We start from the raw sequence: 15,366 nt of genomic DNA, 5'->3' as shown, positions 1-15,366 counted from the left end.
ACCCCGGGTCGGTCAGGCCGCCGCCGGCGAGGCGGGCGCGGCCATCCAGGCGAGATCGGCGACCGTCACGACGAGCCGGGCGGCGATCGCCTCTGCCTCCAGGCCGGAGTCGAGGGCCTGTCGCAACGCGATCCCGCGTACTGTGCGTAGCTCCAGGCGCCGCGGATGATCCGCCCACATCAGCTTGTCGGCGAGTACCGCACGCTCCACCGGATCGGGAACCTTCAGCACATCCTCATAGTTCATCACGGGCCAACATGGTTACGGCTGGGAGGACTTTGCGCAACATTCGAGTAGCGGTTTTTCTGCGGTAGCTTCCGCCACACCCGAAAGCTATGCCTTCTTCCTGTCCGCGCACTGTCCCGCACCAGCAGACGCCACCGGGGCGGGCGCCTTCAGCGCAGGTCGGTGGTGGTCGCCCCGGAGCCGAGCCACTGGTCGGCCAGGCGGCTGAGCTGGCCCGTGGACCGCAGCTCGGCGAGCGCGCGGTCGACGTCCCCGACCAGGGGGTTGTCCTTCGCCAACGCCAGGCCGTACTGCTGCGCGGGACCGCTCGCTGGCAGCCGCCCGACCACGAACGCGTCGCCGAGCTCGCGGGTGAGGGACAGCGCGGTCGGCAGGTCCACGGCGATCCCGTCGATGGGGCCGTTCTCCAGCGCGTCCTTCGCCTCGTTGACGTCGGTGAAGGCGACCGGCTCCTGCACCGGCGCGATGTCGCGGGTGATCGCGTCCATGGCGGGGGTCCCGGTGGCGGCGCCGAGTTTGGCGTCGCGCAGCCCGGCGAGGGTCCGCACCCGCGCGAAGCGGGAGGTCTTCAGGGCGACGACGGCCTGGCTCGCCGTGTAGTAGCCGCCGCTGAGGTCGACGGCCTGGCGCCGCTGCTCGGTGATCGAGATCTGGTCGATCGCGAAGTCGAACGACTTCGGCCCGGCGGCGACGGCGCGCTCCCGCGGCACCGTGACCCAGCGGACCTTGCCGCTGGAGAACCCGAGCCGGGCCGCGACGGCGTAGGCGACGGCGCTCTCGAAGCCCTGCCCGTTCGCGGGGTCGCCACCCGAGAACCACGGCGCCTGCGCCGGAGAGCCTGTTGCGATCGTCAGCTCGCCGGCGTGGACCAGGTGCAGGCCATGGGACGAGCCGCCCGAGCCGCTGCAGGAGGTGATCGCGAGCAGAGTCGCGGTCACCAGGGCAAGCGCGGCGAGCAGCCGGGCGCGTGGCATACGGGCGTGACCTCCGGTGATCTCCCCCGGTCCAGGGAACGGGGCACGAGCAGGTGACGTCGAGAAGAAGCAGTACACAGTATTGCCCATCAGGACAAAGCGCCCGAGGGCGGTACCGGCCGCGCTCCTCCGCGCAACGCCGATGGACGCGGCCATCATCGGGCCCATGGCCGAGAGCGCGCGGTACGTCGGTGTCGTAGGTCCGAGTGACGCGAGCGACGGCGAGCTCGCCGTCGCGGAAGCGGTGGGTCAGCGCCTCGGCGGCGCCGGCTGGATCGTGGTGTGCGGCGGCCTTGGCGGGGTGATGGCCGCGGCCTGCCGGGGCGCGCAGGCGGCGGGTGGGATGACCGTCGGCCTGCTGCCGGGCATGTCCCGCGCGGCGGGGAACCCGCATCTCACCGTGAGCCTTCCGACCGGGCTCGGCGAGATGCGCAACGGCCTGCTCGTGCGGGCCAGCGACGCGCTCGTCGCCGTCGGCGGGAGCTGGGGCACGCTCAGCGAGATCGCGCTCGCCCTGCGGACCGGGCGGCCGGTGATCGGCCTGGGAACGTGGGGGGTCGACACCGGCGACCGGGCCGCCCCGGCGGTCATCCCGGTCAGCGACGTCGACGACGTGGTCGTCGCGGTGCGGTCCGCGCTCGCCCTGCCCGAGCCCGACGGAGGCTGACGCGGCATAGCGGTGTCAGGCGGGCCGTCGCAACGGAGGGAAGAAGGGTCAGCCGGGAAAGCCGACGGTAAGGAGCCGAGTCGGGCGGTCGCGGCGTATACCGTCGCATGCGTCGCGACGGTGCGTATCGCCGCCTGGAGGCGCCGGATCCCGCTCCGGTGAGCCTCTCGCGGCGCTGTGGACGCACGAGAGGACCGCGAGCGCGATGTTCCCGTTGGGGATGGTGTCGGGGCTGGTCGTCGTCACGGCGGCGGCGGTCGCCGGTGCGGTGTGGGCCTCGCCGGGGTGGTGGGCCGCGGTCGCCGTGGCCGTGGCGCTGCTCGCGCTGGCCGGGCGGGACATCACTCAGCGTCAGCACGCCATCCTGCGGAACTATCCGGTCGCCGGGCATCTGCGGTTCCTGCTCGAACGGATCCGCCCCGAGATCCAGCAGTACTTCATCGAGCGCAACTTCGACGGCCGGCCCTTCGACCGCGACGTGCGCACGAGCATCTACGAGCGGGCCAAGGGCATCCACAGCGACCAGGCGTTCGGCACGGAACGTGACGTCAACGCCGTCGGCTACGAGTTCCTGCCGCACTCGACCGCGCCGCTGGACCCGGCATCGGACGCGCCGCCGCCCCGGATCCGAGTCGGCGGCCCGGACTGCACCCAGCCCTACGACATCGCGCTGCTGAACATCTCGGCGATGAGCTTCGGCTCGCTGTCCGCCAACGCGGTCCTCGCGATGAACCGCGGTGCGGCCGCGGGCGGGTTCGCCCACGACACCGGCGAGGGTGGGCTCACCGAGCATCACCTGCGCCACGGCGCCGACCTCGTCTGGGAGATCGGCAGCGGCTACTTCGGCACCCGCACCCCGGACGGTGACTTCGACCCGACCCGGTTCAAGGACGTCGCGGCCCTGCCGTCGGTGCGGATGGTGGAGCTGAAGCTGAGCCAGGGCGCGAAGCCGGGACTCGGCGGGATCCTGCCCGCGAGGAAGGTCACCGCCGAGATCGCCGCGGCCCGCGGGGTACCGGCAGGGGTGACCTGCGTGAGCCCGCCGGGGCACCGGGTGTTCGCCACCCCGCGGGAGCTGGTGCTGTTCGTCGCGCGGATGCGGGAGCTCGCCGGCGGCAAGCCCGCCGGGTTCAAGCTGTGCGTCGGGTCGCGCCGGGAACTGCTCGCGATCTGCCGGGCGATGCTCGCCGAAGGAGTCACACCGGACTTCATCGTCGTCGACGGCGCGGAGGGCGGCACCGGCGCGGCGCCGCTCGAATACGAGGACCACGTCGGCACGCCACTGACCGAGGGGCTGATCACCGTGCACAACGCGCTGGTCGGCGTCGGGCTGCGGGACCGGATCCGGATCGGAGTGAGTGGCAAGGTCGCCACCGGCGTCGACATCGTCAAACGGCTGGCGCAGGGCGCCGACTACACGAACGCGGCGCGGGCGATGATGATGGCGGTGGGCTGCATCCAGGCGCAGCGCTGCCACACCAACACCTGCCCCACCGGCGTGGCCACCCAGGACCCGCGCCGTGCCCGCGCGCTCGACGTCGCCGACAAGGGTGAGCGGGTGCGCCGCTACCAGCAGGCCACCGTCGCCACCGCCGTGCAGGTGATGGCGTCGCTGGGCTGCGCGGCGCCGGGCGAACTGGGACCGGCGATGCTGATGCGCCGGCTCAGCCACACCGACACCCGAAGCTACGCCGAGCTGTACTCCTGGCTCGAACCGGGCGAGCTGCTCGCCGAGCCCCCCGCGGACTGGGCCGCCGACTGGACCGCCGCGGACCCCGACCGTTTCCGCCCGTCGACCGTGAGCGGCAGTCGGTGACCCGGTGATCCGTCGCCCGGGTCACCCCGCGGTCACAGGATCCGGGCCGCGGGGGCCGTCTGCCGGGGCTGGACAGGGCGACCTCGGCGCCGGACGATGACGCCGGTGGAAGGCCTGCGCGTCGGCACGCCGGCGGGACGATGGGTGCTCGCGGCCACGGTGCTCGGGTCGGCGCTCGCCGCGATCGACGCGACGGTGGTCGGTATCGCACTGCCCGCGATCGGCCGCGACTTCGGTGTCGGCCTGTCGTCGTTGCAGTGGGTGGTCACCGGATACACGCTCACCCTTGCGGGGCTGCTGCTCGTCGCCGGTGATCTCGGGGATCGGTACGGGCGGCGACGGGTGTTCCTCATCGGTGTCGCCTGGTTCGTCGTCGCGTCGGCGGGTTGTGCGGCGGCACCGAACGCGCCGGTGCTCATCGCCGCCCGAGCCCTGCAGGGGGTCGGTGCGGCACTGCTGACGCCGGGCAGCCTGGCGATCCTGGAGGCGAGTTTCGTCCCGGACGACCGCGGACGGGCGATCGGGGCGTGGTCGGGACTCGGCGGGGTGGCGACGGCGGTCGGCCCGTTCCTCGGCGGCTGGCTCGTCGAGGTGTGGTCCTGGCGGCTGATCTTCCTGATCAACCTGCCGGTGGCGGCGGCCGTCATCGCCGTGACGTGGCGGCACGTGCCGGAGTCCCGCGACACGCGACCCGGCGGGCGCGTGGACGTCGCCGGCGGCGCCCTGATCACACTCGGCCTGGTCGGGGTGACCTACGGTCTCATCGAGGGGTCGTCGGCGGGCTGGTCGGAGCCCGCGGTGCTGGCGGCGCTGGGCGGCGGGGTGCTGACGCTCGCCGCGTTCCTCGGCTGGGAACGGCGGGCACCGGACCCGATGCTGCCGCTGGGCCTTTTCACCGCCCGCCAGTTCACCGCCACGAACCTGGTGACCTTCGTCGTGTACGCGGCACTCGGCGGTGCCCTGTTCCTGCTGCCGGTACAGCTCCAGCAGGTCTGCGGCTACAGCCCACTGCGGTCGGGCACGGCCCTGCTGCCGGTCACGGTGATCATGCTGGCGCTGTCCGCCCGGTCCGGTCGCCTCGCCGCCCGGATCGGGCCACGCCTGCAGATGAGCGTCGGCCCGATCGTCGTCGGGGCGGGCCTCGCGCTGCTCACCCGGATCGACGCGGCGGGCGACTACCTGACGCAGGTGCTGCCCGCCGTCACCGTGTTCGGCCTGGGTCTCGCGATGACGGTGGCGCCGCTGACCGCGACCGCGCTCGCCGCCGTCACGCCGCGCCACGCGGGCCTCGCCTCGGCGGTGAACAACGACGTGGCGCGGGTCGCGAGCCTGATCGCCGTCGCCGTCCTGCCCGCGCTCGGCGGCATCACCGGAGCGTCCTACCTGCATCCGGCCGAGTTCTCCCGGGGCTTCCACATGGCGGTACTGCTCGCCGCGGCGCTGTGCGGACTCGGCGGTCTGATCGCCGCCGTCACGATCCGCAACCCACCCCGCCCAGCCCGCCCGCCGGTCCCCGTCGGCCGTCCGGTACCTGCCGGCCGGCCCGCGCCCCCCGGAGCACCGGTACCCGCCGGAGGTCTGGCTTCGGCGGCCGGAGCCGCTCCCGCCCAGCCGACCGCGGCGCTGCACTGCTGCCTGGACGCACCGCCCCTGGCCGATCCGACCGCCGGCCCCACCACGCGTGCCTGACCGGCTCCGACATCGGCGGCGGCCGAGTTCTGTCGGAGGGGGCCTCTAGGGTGCTGGCCGTCGGGCACCATGCCGGGCCCGGCCCCGGATCGGGCCGCGGTGAGAGCGGCCCCGAGCGAAAGGGTTCCCCATGCCCACCATCACGCCGTGTCTGTGGTTCGACGACCAGGGCGAGCAGGCCGCACAGCTCTACACCTCGCTGATCCCGAACTCGCGGATCACGAACGTCACCCGGTACGGTCCGGGCTCGCCGGGACCCGAGGGCGCGGTGATGACCGTCGAGTTCGAGCTGGATGGCACGTCGTACGTCGCGCTCAACGGCGGGCCCGTGTTCCCGCAGACGGAGGCGTTCTCCCTGCAGGTCCACTGCGCGTCCCAGGAGGAGGTGGACCGCTACTGGGACAGCCTGATCGCGGACGGCGGCTCGGAGAGCCAGTGCGGCTGGCTCAAGGACCGGTTCGGCGTGTCCTGGCAGATCGTCCCGACGGCGCTCGGCGACCTGCTCGGCGACCCGGATCCCGAGCGGGCGCGGCGGGCCATGGAGGCGATGCTGAGCATGAAGAAGATCGACATCGCCGAGATCGCCCGCGCCGCGGCGGGAGATCAGCCCGGCTAGGATCAGCGCGGTGGTCCGCATCCTCGTCGTCGGCGCGTCCGGTTCCGGCAAGACGACGCTCGCCCGGCGGGTCGCCGCCGAGATGGCCGTCCCGCACATCGAGCTGGACGCTCTCCAGCACGGTCCGGGCTGGACTCCACGGCCGACCTTCGTCGCCGATGTCACCGCGGCGGTCGCGGCGCCGGCCTGGGTCGTCGACGGCAACTACTCGGCCGTCCAGGAGCTCGTCTGGGCCAGGGCGGACACGGTGGTCTGGCTGGATCTGCCCCGCTGGCTGGTCGAGTGGCGGGTGGTGCGACGCACGGCCGGTCGGCTGGTGCTGCGCAGGCGGCTGTGGAACGGCAACCGGGAACGGTGGCGCGACGTGCCGCGTGCCGACCATCCGATCCGCTGGTCATGGCGCAAGCACGCCGAGTACCGCGTCCGGTACGCCGAGCGGTTCGCCACCGAGCCGGCGGAGCGCGCGTGTGTGCGACTCCGCGGCCGCGCCGAGGTGGCGGCCTGGTCAGCAGTCGAGGACGGCGTAGGTGTCGAGGTCCTCGGTGGCGGTCACGCAGCGCCGTAGCAGGGTTTCGATCAGCTCACGGTTGTACATGACCGTGGGGGTGACGACCCAGGTGAACATGCCCCAGATCATCTGCTGGCGGTAGTGCCGCCAGGCGTCGTCCCAGACGGGCGGCTCGACGCCCCGCGCCCGCAGCTCGTCGAGGTAGTGGCGCAGCAGGTCCTGCTCGCGGGCGCGCCGCTCGGAGATGTCGAGCGCGGTCACCACCGCGTAGGCGACGTCGTTCGCCCAGGTGGCGATCCGCATGAGCTGCCAGTCGATCAGGCCGAAGCGACCGTCCGGCAGCTGGTAGGTGTTGCCGATGTGGACGTCGCCGTGAATGACCGTGCGCGGCTCGGTGTCGTTCGCCACCTGCAACGCGCGGAAGGCCCGCGCCATCCGCTCGCGCGGATGACGGGCGAGGTCGAGCACCTGCGGCTTGTACTCCTCGGTCAGGCCGAAGTCGAAGGCGGCGACGCCGTCCGGCGCGAGATACCAGTTCGACGACGGGCCGCGGCGGGCGGTCTCCAGCCAGTCGAACCGCTTCTCCAGATCGGGCTGCCCCCAGTACTCGGCGTGCATCGCGGCGAGGGTGCTCATCAGGGGAGCGAGGTCGTCCGCGGACGTGCTCGACAGGGCGCTCGGGAAAGCGGCGTCACGCCCCGCGAGATCCTCGATGGCCACCGCGAACCGCCTGGTCACCTCGTCGACGACGAGGCCGAAGACCTGCGGCGTCTCGTAGCGGGCGTGCTGCCGGAAATGCTCGTAGTAGCGGACCTCGGTGAGGTACATGCTCGGGTCGGTCACGAGCATCCGCTGCGTGAGCGAGGTCTTGAGGAACATCTCCTCCGGCAGGCCGGCGTCGTGGCCGGCCGCGTACCGCAGCCGCAGTCGCAGCCGGGTCGCCGCGCCCTGCGTACGCTCGGTGATCTCGATGTCGTCCACCCGTACGTCGGGGTGCTCCACCGCGAGGAAGCCGGTGAGCCACTCGGGCGTGACATGTTCGATGCGCACGGGCGCGACGGGCATAAAAAGATCATCTCCTACCGGGACGGCGCGACGTGTACGTTTATAGCCCGTCCGCGCCGGCGGCGCCCGTGTCCGCGGACGCGGGCTCAGCCCTGATCAGGGCGCTGCGCACCGCGACGGCGACGATCTCGCCGCGCTGGTTGCGGGCCGTGTGCTCGAAGGTGACCACGCCCTCGCCGGGACGGCTGCGGGAGCGGCGCCTGGCGAGCACGACCGTCTCGGCGTACAGGGTGTCGCCGTGGAACACCGGCGCCGGGAAGCGGATCTCCCCGAAGCCGAGGTTGGCCACGGTCGTGCCCTGGGTGAGCTGGTTGACGGACAGGCCGACCAGCGTCGACAGCGTGAACATGCTGTTGACCAGACGGGTGCCGAACGGCTGCGTCGCACTCCACGCCTCGTCGAGGTGCAGCGCCTGCGGGTTCATCGTCAGGGTGCTGAACAGCGTGTTGTCGGCCTCGCCGACGGTCCGGCCCGGCCGGTGGGTGTAGACGACGTCGGTCTCCAGCTCGTCGAACCACAGCCCCCGCTGCTCGACGACGCGCCGCGACGGCGCCGCCTGCGCGCCGGCCACGGCCTCACTCGGATCGTCACCCGCGCCCGGCGGCGTCGCCGTGACGGAACCCGCCATCGCCTGTCTCCCTCGTCCACCTGCCGCCCGCAACCCGCCGCGGCGATGTCGGGGCGATGTCGGGGCGAGCACCGGACGCTAACACGGCCCGCCCGGGGCAGGGGGCGGACCGGCAGCGTCGGGTGGGCGGGGCCGTCAGACGTGGACGACCCCGGACCCGGCGTTCTCCCCGGGACGGATCAGCAGCGCGAGCAGCAGCGCGACAGCGGACAGCGCGGCGCCGATCACCATCGAGACGTGCAGTCCGCTCATGAACGCGGCGTGGCTGCCGGACTCGACGGCGGCGCGCAGCGCGTCGGACGCCCCGGGCACCGGCGGTACCAGGCCCTGCCCGACGGCCTCCTTGGCCTGGGTGAGCCGCTCGGCCTGCGCCGCCGGGACGCCGGCGGCGACCAGCCGGTCGCCCAGCACCGAGCCGACCCGGCTGGCCAGCACCGAGCCGAGGATGGCGGTGCCGAGGACGCCGCCGAGCTGGGTGGCCGTCGACTGCAGGCCGCCGGCGACGCCGGAGTCGGCCACCGGCGCGTTGCCGACGATCGCGTCGGAGGCGGCCGTCACGGTGAGTCCGACCCCGACGCCGATCGCGACGAACGCCGGCCAGAGCAGGTGGTAGGACGAGTCGGGCTCCAGCTGGGTGAGCAGCACGAAGGCCCCGACGAGCAGGGTCATGCCGGCCGCGATCGGCACCCGCGGGCCGAAGCGGGCGTTGAGGGCGGCACCGAGCGGGCTGCTGACCATGAACACCGCGGACAGCGGCAGGGTGCGCACCCCGGCCTGCACCGCGGAGTAGCCGTGCACGTTCTGCAGGTACAGCGTGAGGAAGAACAGCACGCCGAACAGCGCGAGGAACGTCAGGACGACGATGAGCGTGCTCAGGCTGAGCGAGCGGTTGCGGAACAGCCGCATGGGCACCAGCGGCGCGCGCACCCGGGACTCGATCAGCACGAACGCCACGAGCAGGACGGCGGCGGCGACGAGGAACCCGATCGTCCGTCCGGAGTCCCAGCCCCAGCTCTGCGCCTTGATCATGCCGAAGACGAGGGCGAACAGGCCGCCGGCGAGGGTCAGCAGGCCGGGGACGTCCAGATGGTGCGGCCCCGACTCGTCCCGGCTCTCGGCGAGGACCAGCAGGCCGACGACGAGCGCGACCGCCCCGACCGGGATGTTGATAATGAAGACGGACTCCCAGCTCACATGCTCGACGAGAAGGCCGCCGATGATCGGCCCGGCCGCGATGGAGATCGCCGAGGCACCGCCCCACACGCCGATGGCCATGTTGAGCTTCTCCGGCGGGAAGGCCGAACGCAGGATGGCCAGCGTGTTCGGCATCAGCAGCGCGCCGGCCACCCCCTGCAGGGCGCGGAAGACGATCACGCCCGTGATGGAGCCGACCAGGCCGACCCCGAGCGAGGTCAGGGCGAAGCCGACGACCCCGATCAGGAAGATCCGCCGCCGGCCGAACCGGTCGCCGAGCTTGCCGGCGGGGATGAGCAGTACCGCCAGGGCCAGCAGGTAGGAGTTGGTCACCCACTGCAGGTCCGACAGGGAAGCGTGCAGGTCCTCGGCGATGCGCGGGTTGGCGATCGACACGACGGTCGCGTCGAGGCCGACCATGATCACGCCGAGCGCGACGCTCACCAGGGTCAACCACGGATGACCTCGACGGCCCGCCGCCCCGCCCGGCGGCGTCGTCCCGGCCTCGCGGGAGGCGTGACGCGACCTCCCCGGGTGGTCCTCGTGGCGCGGCGCGTGTTCCGCGCCCGTTGCTGTGGACATGAGCCGATGTCCCTTCAGGTCGTCCGGGCTTCCTCCACCACTCTCCGACATAGGTGCCATTTTGTCAGCTCTGCCAAACCGACAGAGATGACAATCACCTGGGCGGAGCGATATGATCGAAGGGTGGGTGATCCGGCGGAACACGGCGCTGCCACGGACGCGCCGACCGGCCAGGCGATGGGGACGAACCCCGGCGAGCTGTCCCGGGCGGAGCGCCGGCGGGCGCGGATCCGCGCCAGCATCGCGGACGCGGCGCTGCAGCTGTTCATGTCCCGCGGCTACGACGCGACGACGGTCGAGGATGTGGCGGCCGCGGTCGACATGAGCCCGCGCACCGTGTTTCGCTACTTCCCGTTCAAGGAGGACATGCTCCGCGAGGCCGTCCACTTCGAGCTGGCCGTGCTCGTGGAAGCCATGCGCGCGCGACCCGCCGAGGAGCATCCCGCCGACGCCCTCGGCCGGGCGATGGTCGACATGTGGCGCAACCTCGACAACGACCCGGAGGTCGTCCGCTCGCTGCTGCTCCTGATCACCGAACTCCCCCGCGTCCGCGGTGTGCTCGTCGAGGCGTCCCGCACCAGCGAGCGCGCCCTGGCCGAGGTGCTCGCGACCCGCCTCGGCCGCGCCCCGACGGACCTCTCGACCCGCGTCGCCACCGCCTGCGCGCTCGCGGCGATCAACGTGGTGGTCGACGCGTGGGCGTCGATGCCCCCCGGCTCCGATCTCGTCCCGCTCGTCGACGAGGCGATGGCCGCCCTGCGTGCCGGCCCGCTGCGGGTGTGCTCCGCCGGCGCGTGAGCGGCGCCCCGGCGCCCGGCGCCGGCGATCACTGCGGTTGACACGCCCGCCGCCGCGACCTGCACTCGTAGGAGAGCTCGAGCTGTGGGTGGCCGCCGGCCGCGGTGCGTGGCGGTCCCGCCCCGCGCGACCCGCGGGCAGAACCGGTGCGACCACTCCCCCGATGGCCGGGTGAGAGCCGCCCGCCATGGCTCGCGCCGGCCGCGGGAGGCGGCACGTCGATGGGCACACGACAGGCAGATTCCACCCGAACGACCGACCCGGCGCGGACCTCGGCCGGCAGGGGGCGCGCGACGCGTTCGTCTACCAGGGCGGCGCCGGCCCGGACGGGGCGCGGCGCCGCGCGTGCGCCGGGGAACGAGGCCGCCCTGGCCGGCCCGCTGGACCAGGTGCCCGCGGAGTCGGACCTGATCGAGGCGGCGATGCGCTGGCACTTCGACCCGCGCACCGGCTCGCCGTTCTGGCTGGAGCTGGCACCGAGCCTCGGCTTCGACCCGCGTGAGGACATCCACATCGTCGACGACCTCGCCCGCTTCCCCAACGTCGTCGACCGGCTGCGCGACATCCCGGCCGCGGCGCTGATCCCCCGTGGCTACGCCCTGGAGCATCCGCCGGACGGCGCCGCGGCCGTGTTCGGGGTGTTCGACTCCGGCGGCACCACCGGACCGCCCAAGCACATGCTGCTGATGACCGACTGGCTGGAACGCATGCTCGCCCGCAACGAGCGGGAGTCGGCCGAACGCGGCTACCCGGTGGCGGCCGACTGGCTGGCGGTGGCGCCAAGTGGGCCGCACATGTTCGGCACGTTCATCCGCGAACTCGCCCACCGGCAGGGCCGGCTGGCGTACACGATCGACCTCGACCCACGCTGGGTGAAGAAGTGCCTCGCCGCCGGTCGCCGCGAGCTCGCCGACGAGTACGCCGACCACCTGGTCGCGCAGGCCCGCACCGTGCTGGAGTCGCAGGACATCGGCGTGCTGGTGACCACGCCGCCGCTACTGGAGCGGATGGTGCGCGACGAGCGGCTGCGCCGGATCATCGACGAGCGGATCGGCATGGTCGAGTGGAGCGGCGCGCACCTGGATCCGGACACCCGCGCCCTGCTGCGCACCGAGGTGCTCCCGCGCCCCCGGCTGTTCGGGCGGTACGGCTCCACCATGATCCTGTCTGGCGCGCCGGAGAGGATCGGCCTGTCCCCGGACGACCCGTGCGTGTTCGACCCGTTCTCTCCGTATGTCACGTTCCGGGTGGTCGACCCGGAGACCGGCGAGCGTGTGCCCTACGGCAGCCGCGGCCGGGTGGTGATGAACCACGTGAGCCGCTCGGCGTTCCTGCCGAACAACCTCGAACGCGACGAGGCGACCCGGATCGAGCCGCCGCCCGGCCAGGTCGGCGACTCGGTCGCCGACGTCAGCCCGGTCGCCGTGTTCGGCGACGCCGAGGTCATCGAGGGGGTCTACTGATGGCCACGGGGAGCCCACGGCCGGGGCCCCGCGGCGAGGCCGGACTGATCGCGGTGGACGCGCTGGGCCCGGGCGGTCCTTACCACTCCCGGACCCGGCTGACCATCACCGATCTCGGCGGGACGGCGGTCGCCGAGCTGAGCCTGGTCCCGTCGCTGTACGTGCACCGGGCCATCGGCGCACTGCGTGCCGCCGAGCCGCTGCCCGCGGCCGAGCGGCTCGCCGCGCTCGCCCGTGCCGGCGAGATGTTCGCGACCGAACCGGCCGGCGGCCTGGCGGTCGACGACTATGAACGCGCCGTGTGCCGGATCTCCGGCATGCCGATCTCGGTCGTCCGCCACGCCACCCGGACCACCCGCCGGGCGCTGGTCGACGCCGGCCGCGACGCACGCCAAGCCCTGCCCACCGGCAGCGTCGCCGACTGGCACGACCCGGCGACCGTCGGCGGACGGGCGGTGTGGACGCGGCGCGGCGAGGTCTTCGGCGTGCACGCCGCGGGCAACCATCCCGGCGTGCACGCCCTGTGGCCGCAGGCGCTGGCGCTGGGCTACCGGGTGGCCGTGCGGCCATCGCGCCGCGAGCCGCTCACCCCGTTCCGGCTGGTCAGCGCGCTGCGGGCGGCCGGGTTCGCCGACGACCAGGTGGTGCTGCTCCCCACCGACCACACCGTGGCCGACGAGATCATCAAGGCGGCGGACCTGTCGCTCGTCTACGGCGGCGACGACGTCGTGCGCAAGTACGGCGACGACCCCACCGTGCTCGTCCAGGGCCCCGGCCGCTCGAAGATCCTGCTCGCCGGCGAGGACTGGCACCACCATCTGGACACCCTCGTCGACTCCATCGGCGACGAGGGCGGAACGGCCTGCGTCAACGCGACGGCCGTGCTCACCGACACCGACCCGACCGGCCTCGCCGACGTGCTGGCCGAGCGGCTCGGCGCGATCCCGAGCCTGCCACCCGAGGACGACCGCGCGGTGCTGCCCTGCCAGCCATCCGATCAGGCCGCGCGCCTCGAGCGCTACCTGCTCGACCACGCCGCCGGCACCACCCCCCACCTGGGCGGCGACGGCATCACCGATCCCGTGCCCGGCGGCGGCGCGGCGCTGCGCCCGGCGGTGTTCGAGGTGGACCGCCCCGACGCCACACAGACCGGCATCGAGCTGGGCTTCCCCTGCGTCTGGGTCGCCCCCTGGTCCCCCGCCGACGGCACCGGACCGCTGCGCGACTCCCTCGTCCTCACCGCCCTGACCCACGACGAGGCGCTGGTGGACCGCCTGGTCGACGACCCGACCATCCGCAACGTCTACGTCGGCGACCACCCCACCTACTGGATGCGCTCCGACACCCCCCACGACGGCTACCTCGGCGAGTTCCTCATGCGCACCAAGACAGTCCTGCGCGGCTGAGCGCGCCGTCCGGAACCGCGCCAGGGGGCTCGGTGTGGCACGGCAGCGGGGTGCCACACCGAGCCCTGTTCAGGTGGCCGCGAGCGCCTGCGGAGCCCTGGTCAGATGCTCCGCATACGCGATCGTCGTGAGGAACTCGGGGAGCTCCTCGGCCAGTGCCGTCGCGACGAACACCTCGCGGGCCTCGTCGAGACGGTTCGGGGTGTCGCCGCGCTCGGCGCGCACGGCGGCGAACTCCTCGGCGAGCAGCCCTTCGACGAGCTCCCGGGTGATCGGGCGGCCGTCGTCCAGCGGAGTTGCGTGGCGCAGCCACTGCCAGACCTGGCAGCGGGCGATCTCGGCGGTGGCGGCGTCCTCCATCAGGTTGAAGATCGCCACCGCGCCGGTGCCGCGCAGCCACTCGTCGATGTAGCGCAACGCCACCGTGATGTTGTTGCGCAGCCCCGCCTCGGTGACGACCGCGCCGGCCGACGCGATGTCGAGCAGGTCCGACGCGGCCACCGACACGTCCGACCGGGTCACGCCGAGCTGGTTCGGCGCCGTGCCGAGACGGGCGTCGAACGCCGCCTCACACACCGGCACCAGCCCGGGATGTGCCACCCAGGAGCCGTCGAAGCCGTCGCCGGCCTCACGTTCCTTGTCCGCTCGGACCTGGTCGAACGCGCGGGCGTTGACTCCTGGGTCCCGGCTGGGGATGAACGCCGCCATCCCACCGATCGCGTAGGCGCCACGGCGGTGGCAGGTCGACACCAGCAGGCCGGTGTAGGCGCGCATGAACGGCACCGTCATCGTCACCCGGGCCCGGTCGGGCAGCACGTACCGCCCGTCCAGGACGCCGAGCGTCTTGATGATGCTGAACACGTAGTCCCAGCGGCCGGCGTTGAGGCCGGCGCAATGGTCGCGCAGCTCGTAGAGGATCTCCTCCATCTCGAAGGCGGCGGGGATCGTCTCGATGAGCACGGTGGCGCGCACCGTGCCGGTCGGGATGCCGAGGCGATCCTGCGCGAACACGAACACGTCGTTCCACAGCCGGGCCTCGAGATGGCCCTCCAGCTTCGGCAGGTAGAAGTACGGGCCGGAGCCCGCGTCGATCTGCAGCCGGGCGCAGTGGAAGACGTACAGACCGAAGTCCACCAGCGCCGCGGGGATCGGCCGGCCGTCGACGAGCAGGTGTGCCTCGTCGAGGTGCCAGCCGCGCGGCCGGACGACGATCGTCGCCGGGTTCGGGCCGACGGCGTACCGCTTGCCGGCGTCGGTGGTGAACTCGAGCCGGCCGCGGATGGCGTCGAGCAGGTTGAGCTGGCCGGCGATCACGTTGAACCAGGTCGGTGAGGTGGCGTCCTCGAAGTCGGCGAGCCACACCCGGGCGCCCGAGTTCAGCGCGTTGACCGTCATCTTCCGTTCCGTCGGCCCGGTGATCTCCACCCGCCGGTCGACGAGCCCCGGCGCGCCCTCGCTGCCCGCGACCCGCCAGGACGGGTCCGCGCGCACCCACCGCGTCTCGGGGAGGAAGTCGAGGGTGGTGGCACCGGAGGCGAGCCGGGCACGGCGCTCCCGCCGGGCGGCGAGCAGGTCGGCCCGCCGCCCGGCGAAGGCGCCATCCAGCGCGATGAGGAAGTCCAGCGCCTCGGGGGTGAGGATCTCGCGGAACCGTTCGCCCGGGGCATCGGGGTCGCCGAGGACCTCGATGCGTCCGCCGCGTGGCGCCGGCATG

Annotated in this window: 14 protein-coding genes; 8 read left to right on the top strand and 6 right to left on the bottom strand. The window is 73.1% G+C overall.

Annotation, left to right across the window (positions count from 1 at the left end; all coding sequences use genetic code 11):
* Window positions 1-12 precede the first annotated feature (12 nt).
* Window positions 13-246 carry a hypothetical protein gene (locus tag AC6EXY_RS07955; protein WP_101836395.1) on the bottom strand — a complete coding sequence of 78 codons (234 nt, stop codon included), beginning with the start codon at window positions 244-246 and terminating at the stop codon, window positions 13-15.
* A gap of 149 nt (window positions 247-395) precedes the next feature.
* Entirely contained in the window at window positions 396-1,220 is an 825-nt protein-coding gene (locus tag AC6EXY_RS07950) for an ABC transporter substrate-binding protein (protein WP_101836396.1), read from the bottom strand.
* Between the two features lie 142 nt (window positions 1,221-1,362).
* Here AC6EXY_RS07950 and AC6EXY_RS07945 point away from each other — a divergent pair, with 142 nt between their 5' ends.
* The 5 genes from AC6EXY_RS07945 to AC6EXY_RS07925 all read left to right on the top strand — a co-directional run bounded on the left by AC6EXY_RS07945 (window position 1,363) and on the right by AC6EXY_RS07925 (window position 6,573).
* The gene (locus AC6EXY_RS07945; RefSeq protein WP_499817089.1) at window positions 1,363-1,887 is read left to right on the top strand and encodes a TIGR00725 family protein; all 525 of its coding nucleotides are present in this window, start codon (window positions 1,363-1,365) and stop codon (window positions 1,885-1,887) included.
* A 205-nt stretch (window positions 1,888-2,092) separates the two neighbouring features.
* Entirely contained in the window at window positions 2,093-3,703 is a 1,611-nt protein-coding gene (locus AC6EXY_RS07940) for an FMN-binding glutamate synthase family protein (RefSeq protein WP_499817090.1), read from the top strand.
* Window positions 3,704-3,808: 105 nt separating this feature from the next.
* Complete coding sequence (locus AC6EXY_RS07935; protein ID WP_499817091.1) at window positions 3,809-5,392, top strand: MFS transporter; 1,584 nt, start codon at window positions 3,809-3,811, stop codon at window positions 5,390-5,392.
* 130 nt (window positions 5,393-5,522) lie between these two features.
* Window positions 5,523-6,008 (top strand): VOC family protein, encoded by a 486-nt coding sequence (locus AC6EXY_RS07930; protein WP_101833454.1) that lies wholly within the window; start codon window positions 5,523-5,525, stop codon window positions 6,006-6,008.
* A gap of 10 nt (window positions 6,009-6,018) precedes the next feature.
* On the top strand, window positions 6,019-6,573 hold the full coding sequence (locus AC6EXY_RS07925) for an AAA family ATPase (protein ID WP_499817092.1): 555 nt from the start codon (window positions 6,019-6,021) through the stop codon (window positions 6,571-6,573).
* Here the strand turns inward: AC6EXY_RS07925 and AC6EXY_RS07920 are convergent.
* The 3 genes from AC6EXY_RS07920 to AC6EXY_RS07910 form a co-directional block, all read right to left on the bottom strand.
* Entirely contained in the window at window positions 6,514-7,581 is a 1,068-nt protein-coding gene (locus tag AC6EXY_RS07920; RefSeq protein ID WP_499817093.1) for a phosphotransferase, read from the bottom strand. The two genes, AC6EXY_RS07925 and AC6EXY_RS07920, sit on opposite strands and share 60 nt — an antisense overlap.
* A 40-nt stretch (window positions 7,582-7,621) precedes the next feature.
* A complete protein-coding gene (locus tag AC6EXY_RS07915) occupies window positions 7,622-8,209 on the bottom strand; it encodes a MaoC family dehydratase (protein WP_499817094.1) in 588 nt (195 codons plus the stop codon).
* Window positions 8,210-8,344: 135 nt separating this feature from the next.
* A complete protein-coding gene (locus AC6EXY_RS07910; RefSeq protein ID WP_243407080.1) occupies window positions 8,345-9,847 on the bottom strand; it encodes an MFS transporter in 1,503 nt (500 codons plus the stop codon).
* 261 nt (window positions 9,848-10,108) lie between these two features.
* Here AC6EXY_RS07910 and AC6EXY_RS07905 point away from each other — a divergent pair, with 261 nt between their 5' ends.
* The 3 genes from AC6EXY_RS07905 to AC6EXY_RS07895 all read left to right on the top strand — a co-directional run bounded on the left by AC6EXY_RS07905 (window position 10,109) and on the right by AC6EXY_RS07895 (window position 13,652).
* Window positions 10,109-10,783 (top strand): TetR/AcrR family transcriptional regulator, encoded by a 675-nt coding sequence (locus AC6EXY_RS07905; RefSeq protein WP_243407079.1) that lies wholly within the window; start codon window positions 10,109-10,111, stop codon window positions 10,781-10,783.
* 389 nt (window positions 10,784-11,172) lie between these two features.
* On the top strand, window positions 11,173-12,246 hold the full coding sequence (locus AC6EXY_RS07900) for a phenazine antibiotic biosynthesis protein (protein ID WP_341477164.1): 1,074 nt from the start codon (window positions 11,173-11,175) through the stop codon (window positions 12,244-12,246).
* Window positions 12,246-13,652 carry an aldehyde dehydrogenase family protein gene (locus AC6EXY_RS07895; protein WP_499817095.1) on the top strand — a complete coding sequence of 469 codons (1,407 nt, stop codon included), beginning with the start codon at window positions 12,246-12,248 and terminating at the stop codon, window positions 13,650-13,652. Before AC6EXY_RS07900 ends, AC6EXY_RS07895 begins: the two co-directional genes overlap by 1 nt.
* Before the next feature lie 69 nt (window positions 13,653-13,721).
* Here AC6EXY_RS07895 and aceB read toward each other — a convergent pair whose 3' ends face one another.
* Window positions 13,722-15,365 carry a malate synthase A gene (gene aceB / locus AC6EXY_RS07890; RefSeq protein WP_499817096.1) on the bottom strand — a complete coding sequence of 548 codons (1,644 nt, stop codon included), beginning with the start codon at window positions 15,363-15,365 and terminating at the stop codon, window positions 13,722-13,724.
* Between the last annotated feature and the right edge of the window lies 1 nt (window position 15,366).

The sequence above is a fragment of the Frankia sp. RB5 genome (assembly GCF_059816245.1).
The sequence above is the reverse complement of the archived record's forward strand: the minus strand, read 5'-3'. Positions and strand labels throughout refer to the sequence as shown.

Excerpts from the sequence above, each read along its gene's own strand:
- AC6EXY_RS07955 (WP_101836395.1), bottom strand. The coding sequence starts at position 246 with ATGAACTATGAGGATGTGCTGAAGGTTCCCGATCCGGTGGAGCGTGCG.
- AC6EXY_RS07950 (WP_101836396.1), bottom strand. The coding sequence starts at position 1,220 with ATGCCACGCGCCCGGCTGCTCGCCGCGCTTGCCCTGGTGACCGCGACT.
- AC6EXY_RS07915 (WP_499817094.1), bottom strand. The coding sequence starts at position 8,209 with ATGGCGGGTTCCGTCACGGCGACGCCGCCGGGCGCGGGTGACGATCCG.
- AC6EXY_RS07920 (WP_499817093.1), bottom strand. The coding sequence starts at position 7,581 with ATGCCCGTCGCGCCCGTGCGCATCGAACATGTCACGCCCGAGTGGCTC.
- AC6EXY_RS07930 (WP_101833454.1), top strand. The coding sequence starts at position 5,523 with ATGCCCACCATCACGCCGTGTCTGTGGTTCGACGACCAGGGCGAGCAG.
- aceB (WP_499817096.1), bottom strand. The coding sequence starts at position 15,365 with ATGCCGGCGCCACGCGGCGGACGCATCGAGGTCCTCGGCGACCCCGAT.
- AC6EXY_RS07940 (WP_499817090.1), top strand. The coding sequence starts at position 2,093 with ATGTTCCCGTTGGGGATGGTGTCGGGGCTGGTCGTCGTCACGGCGGCG.
- AC6EXY_RS07945 (WP_499817089.1), top strand. The coding sequence starts at position 1,363 with ATGGACGCGGCCATCATCGGGCCCATGGCCGAGAGCGCGCGGTACGTC.
- AC6EXY_RS07895 (WP_499817095.1), top strand. The coding sequence starts at position 12,246 with ATGGCCACGGGGAGCCCACGGCCGGGGCCCCGCGGCGAGGCCGGACTG.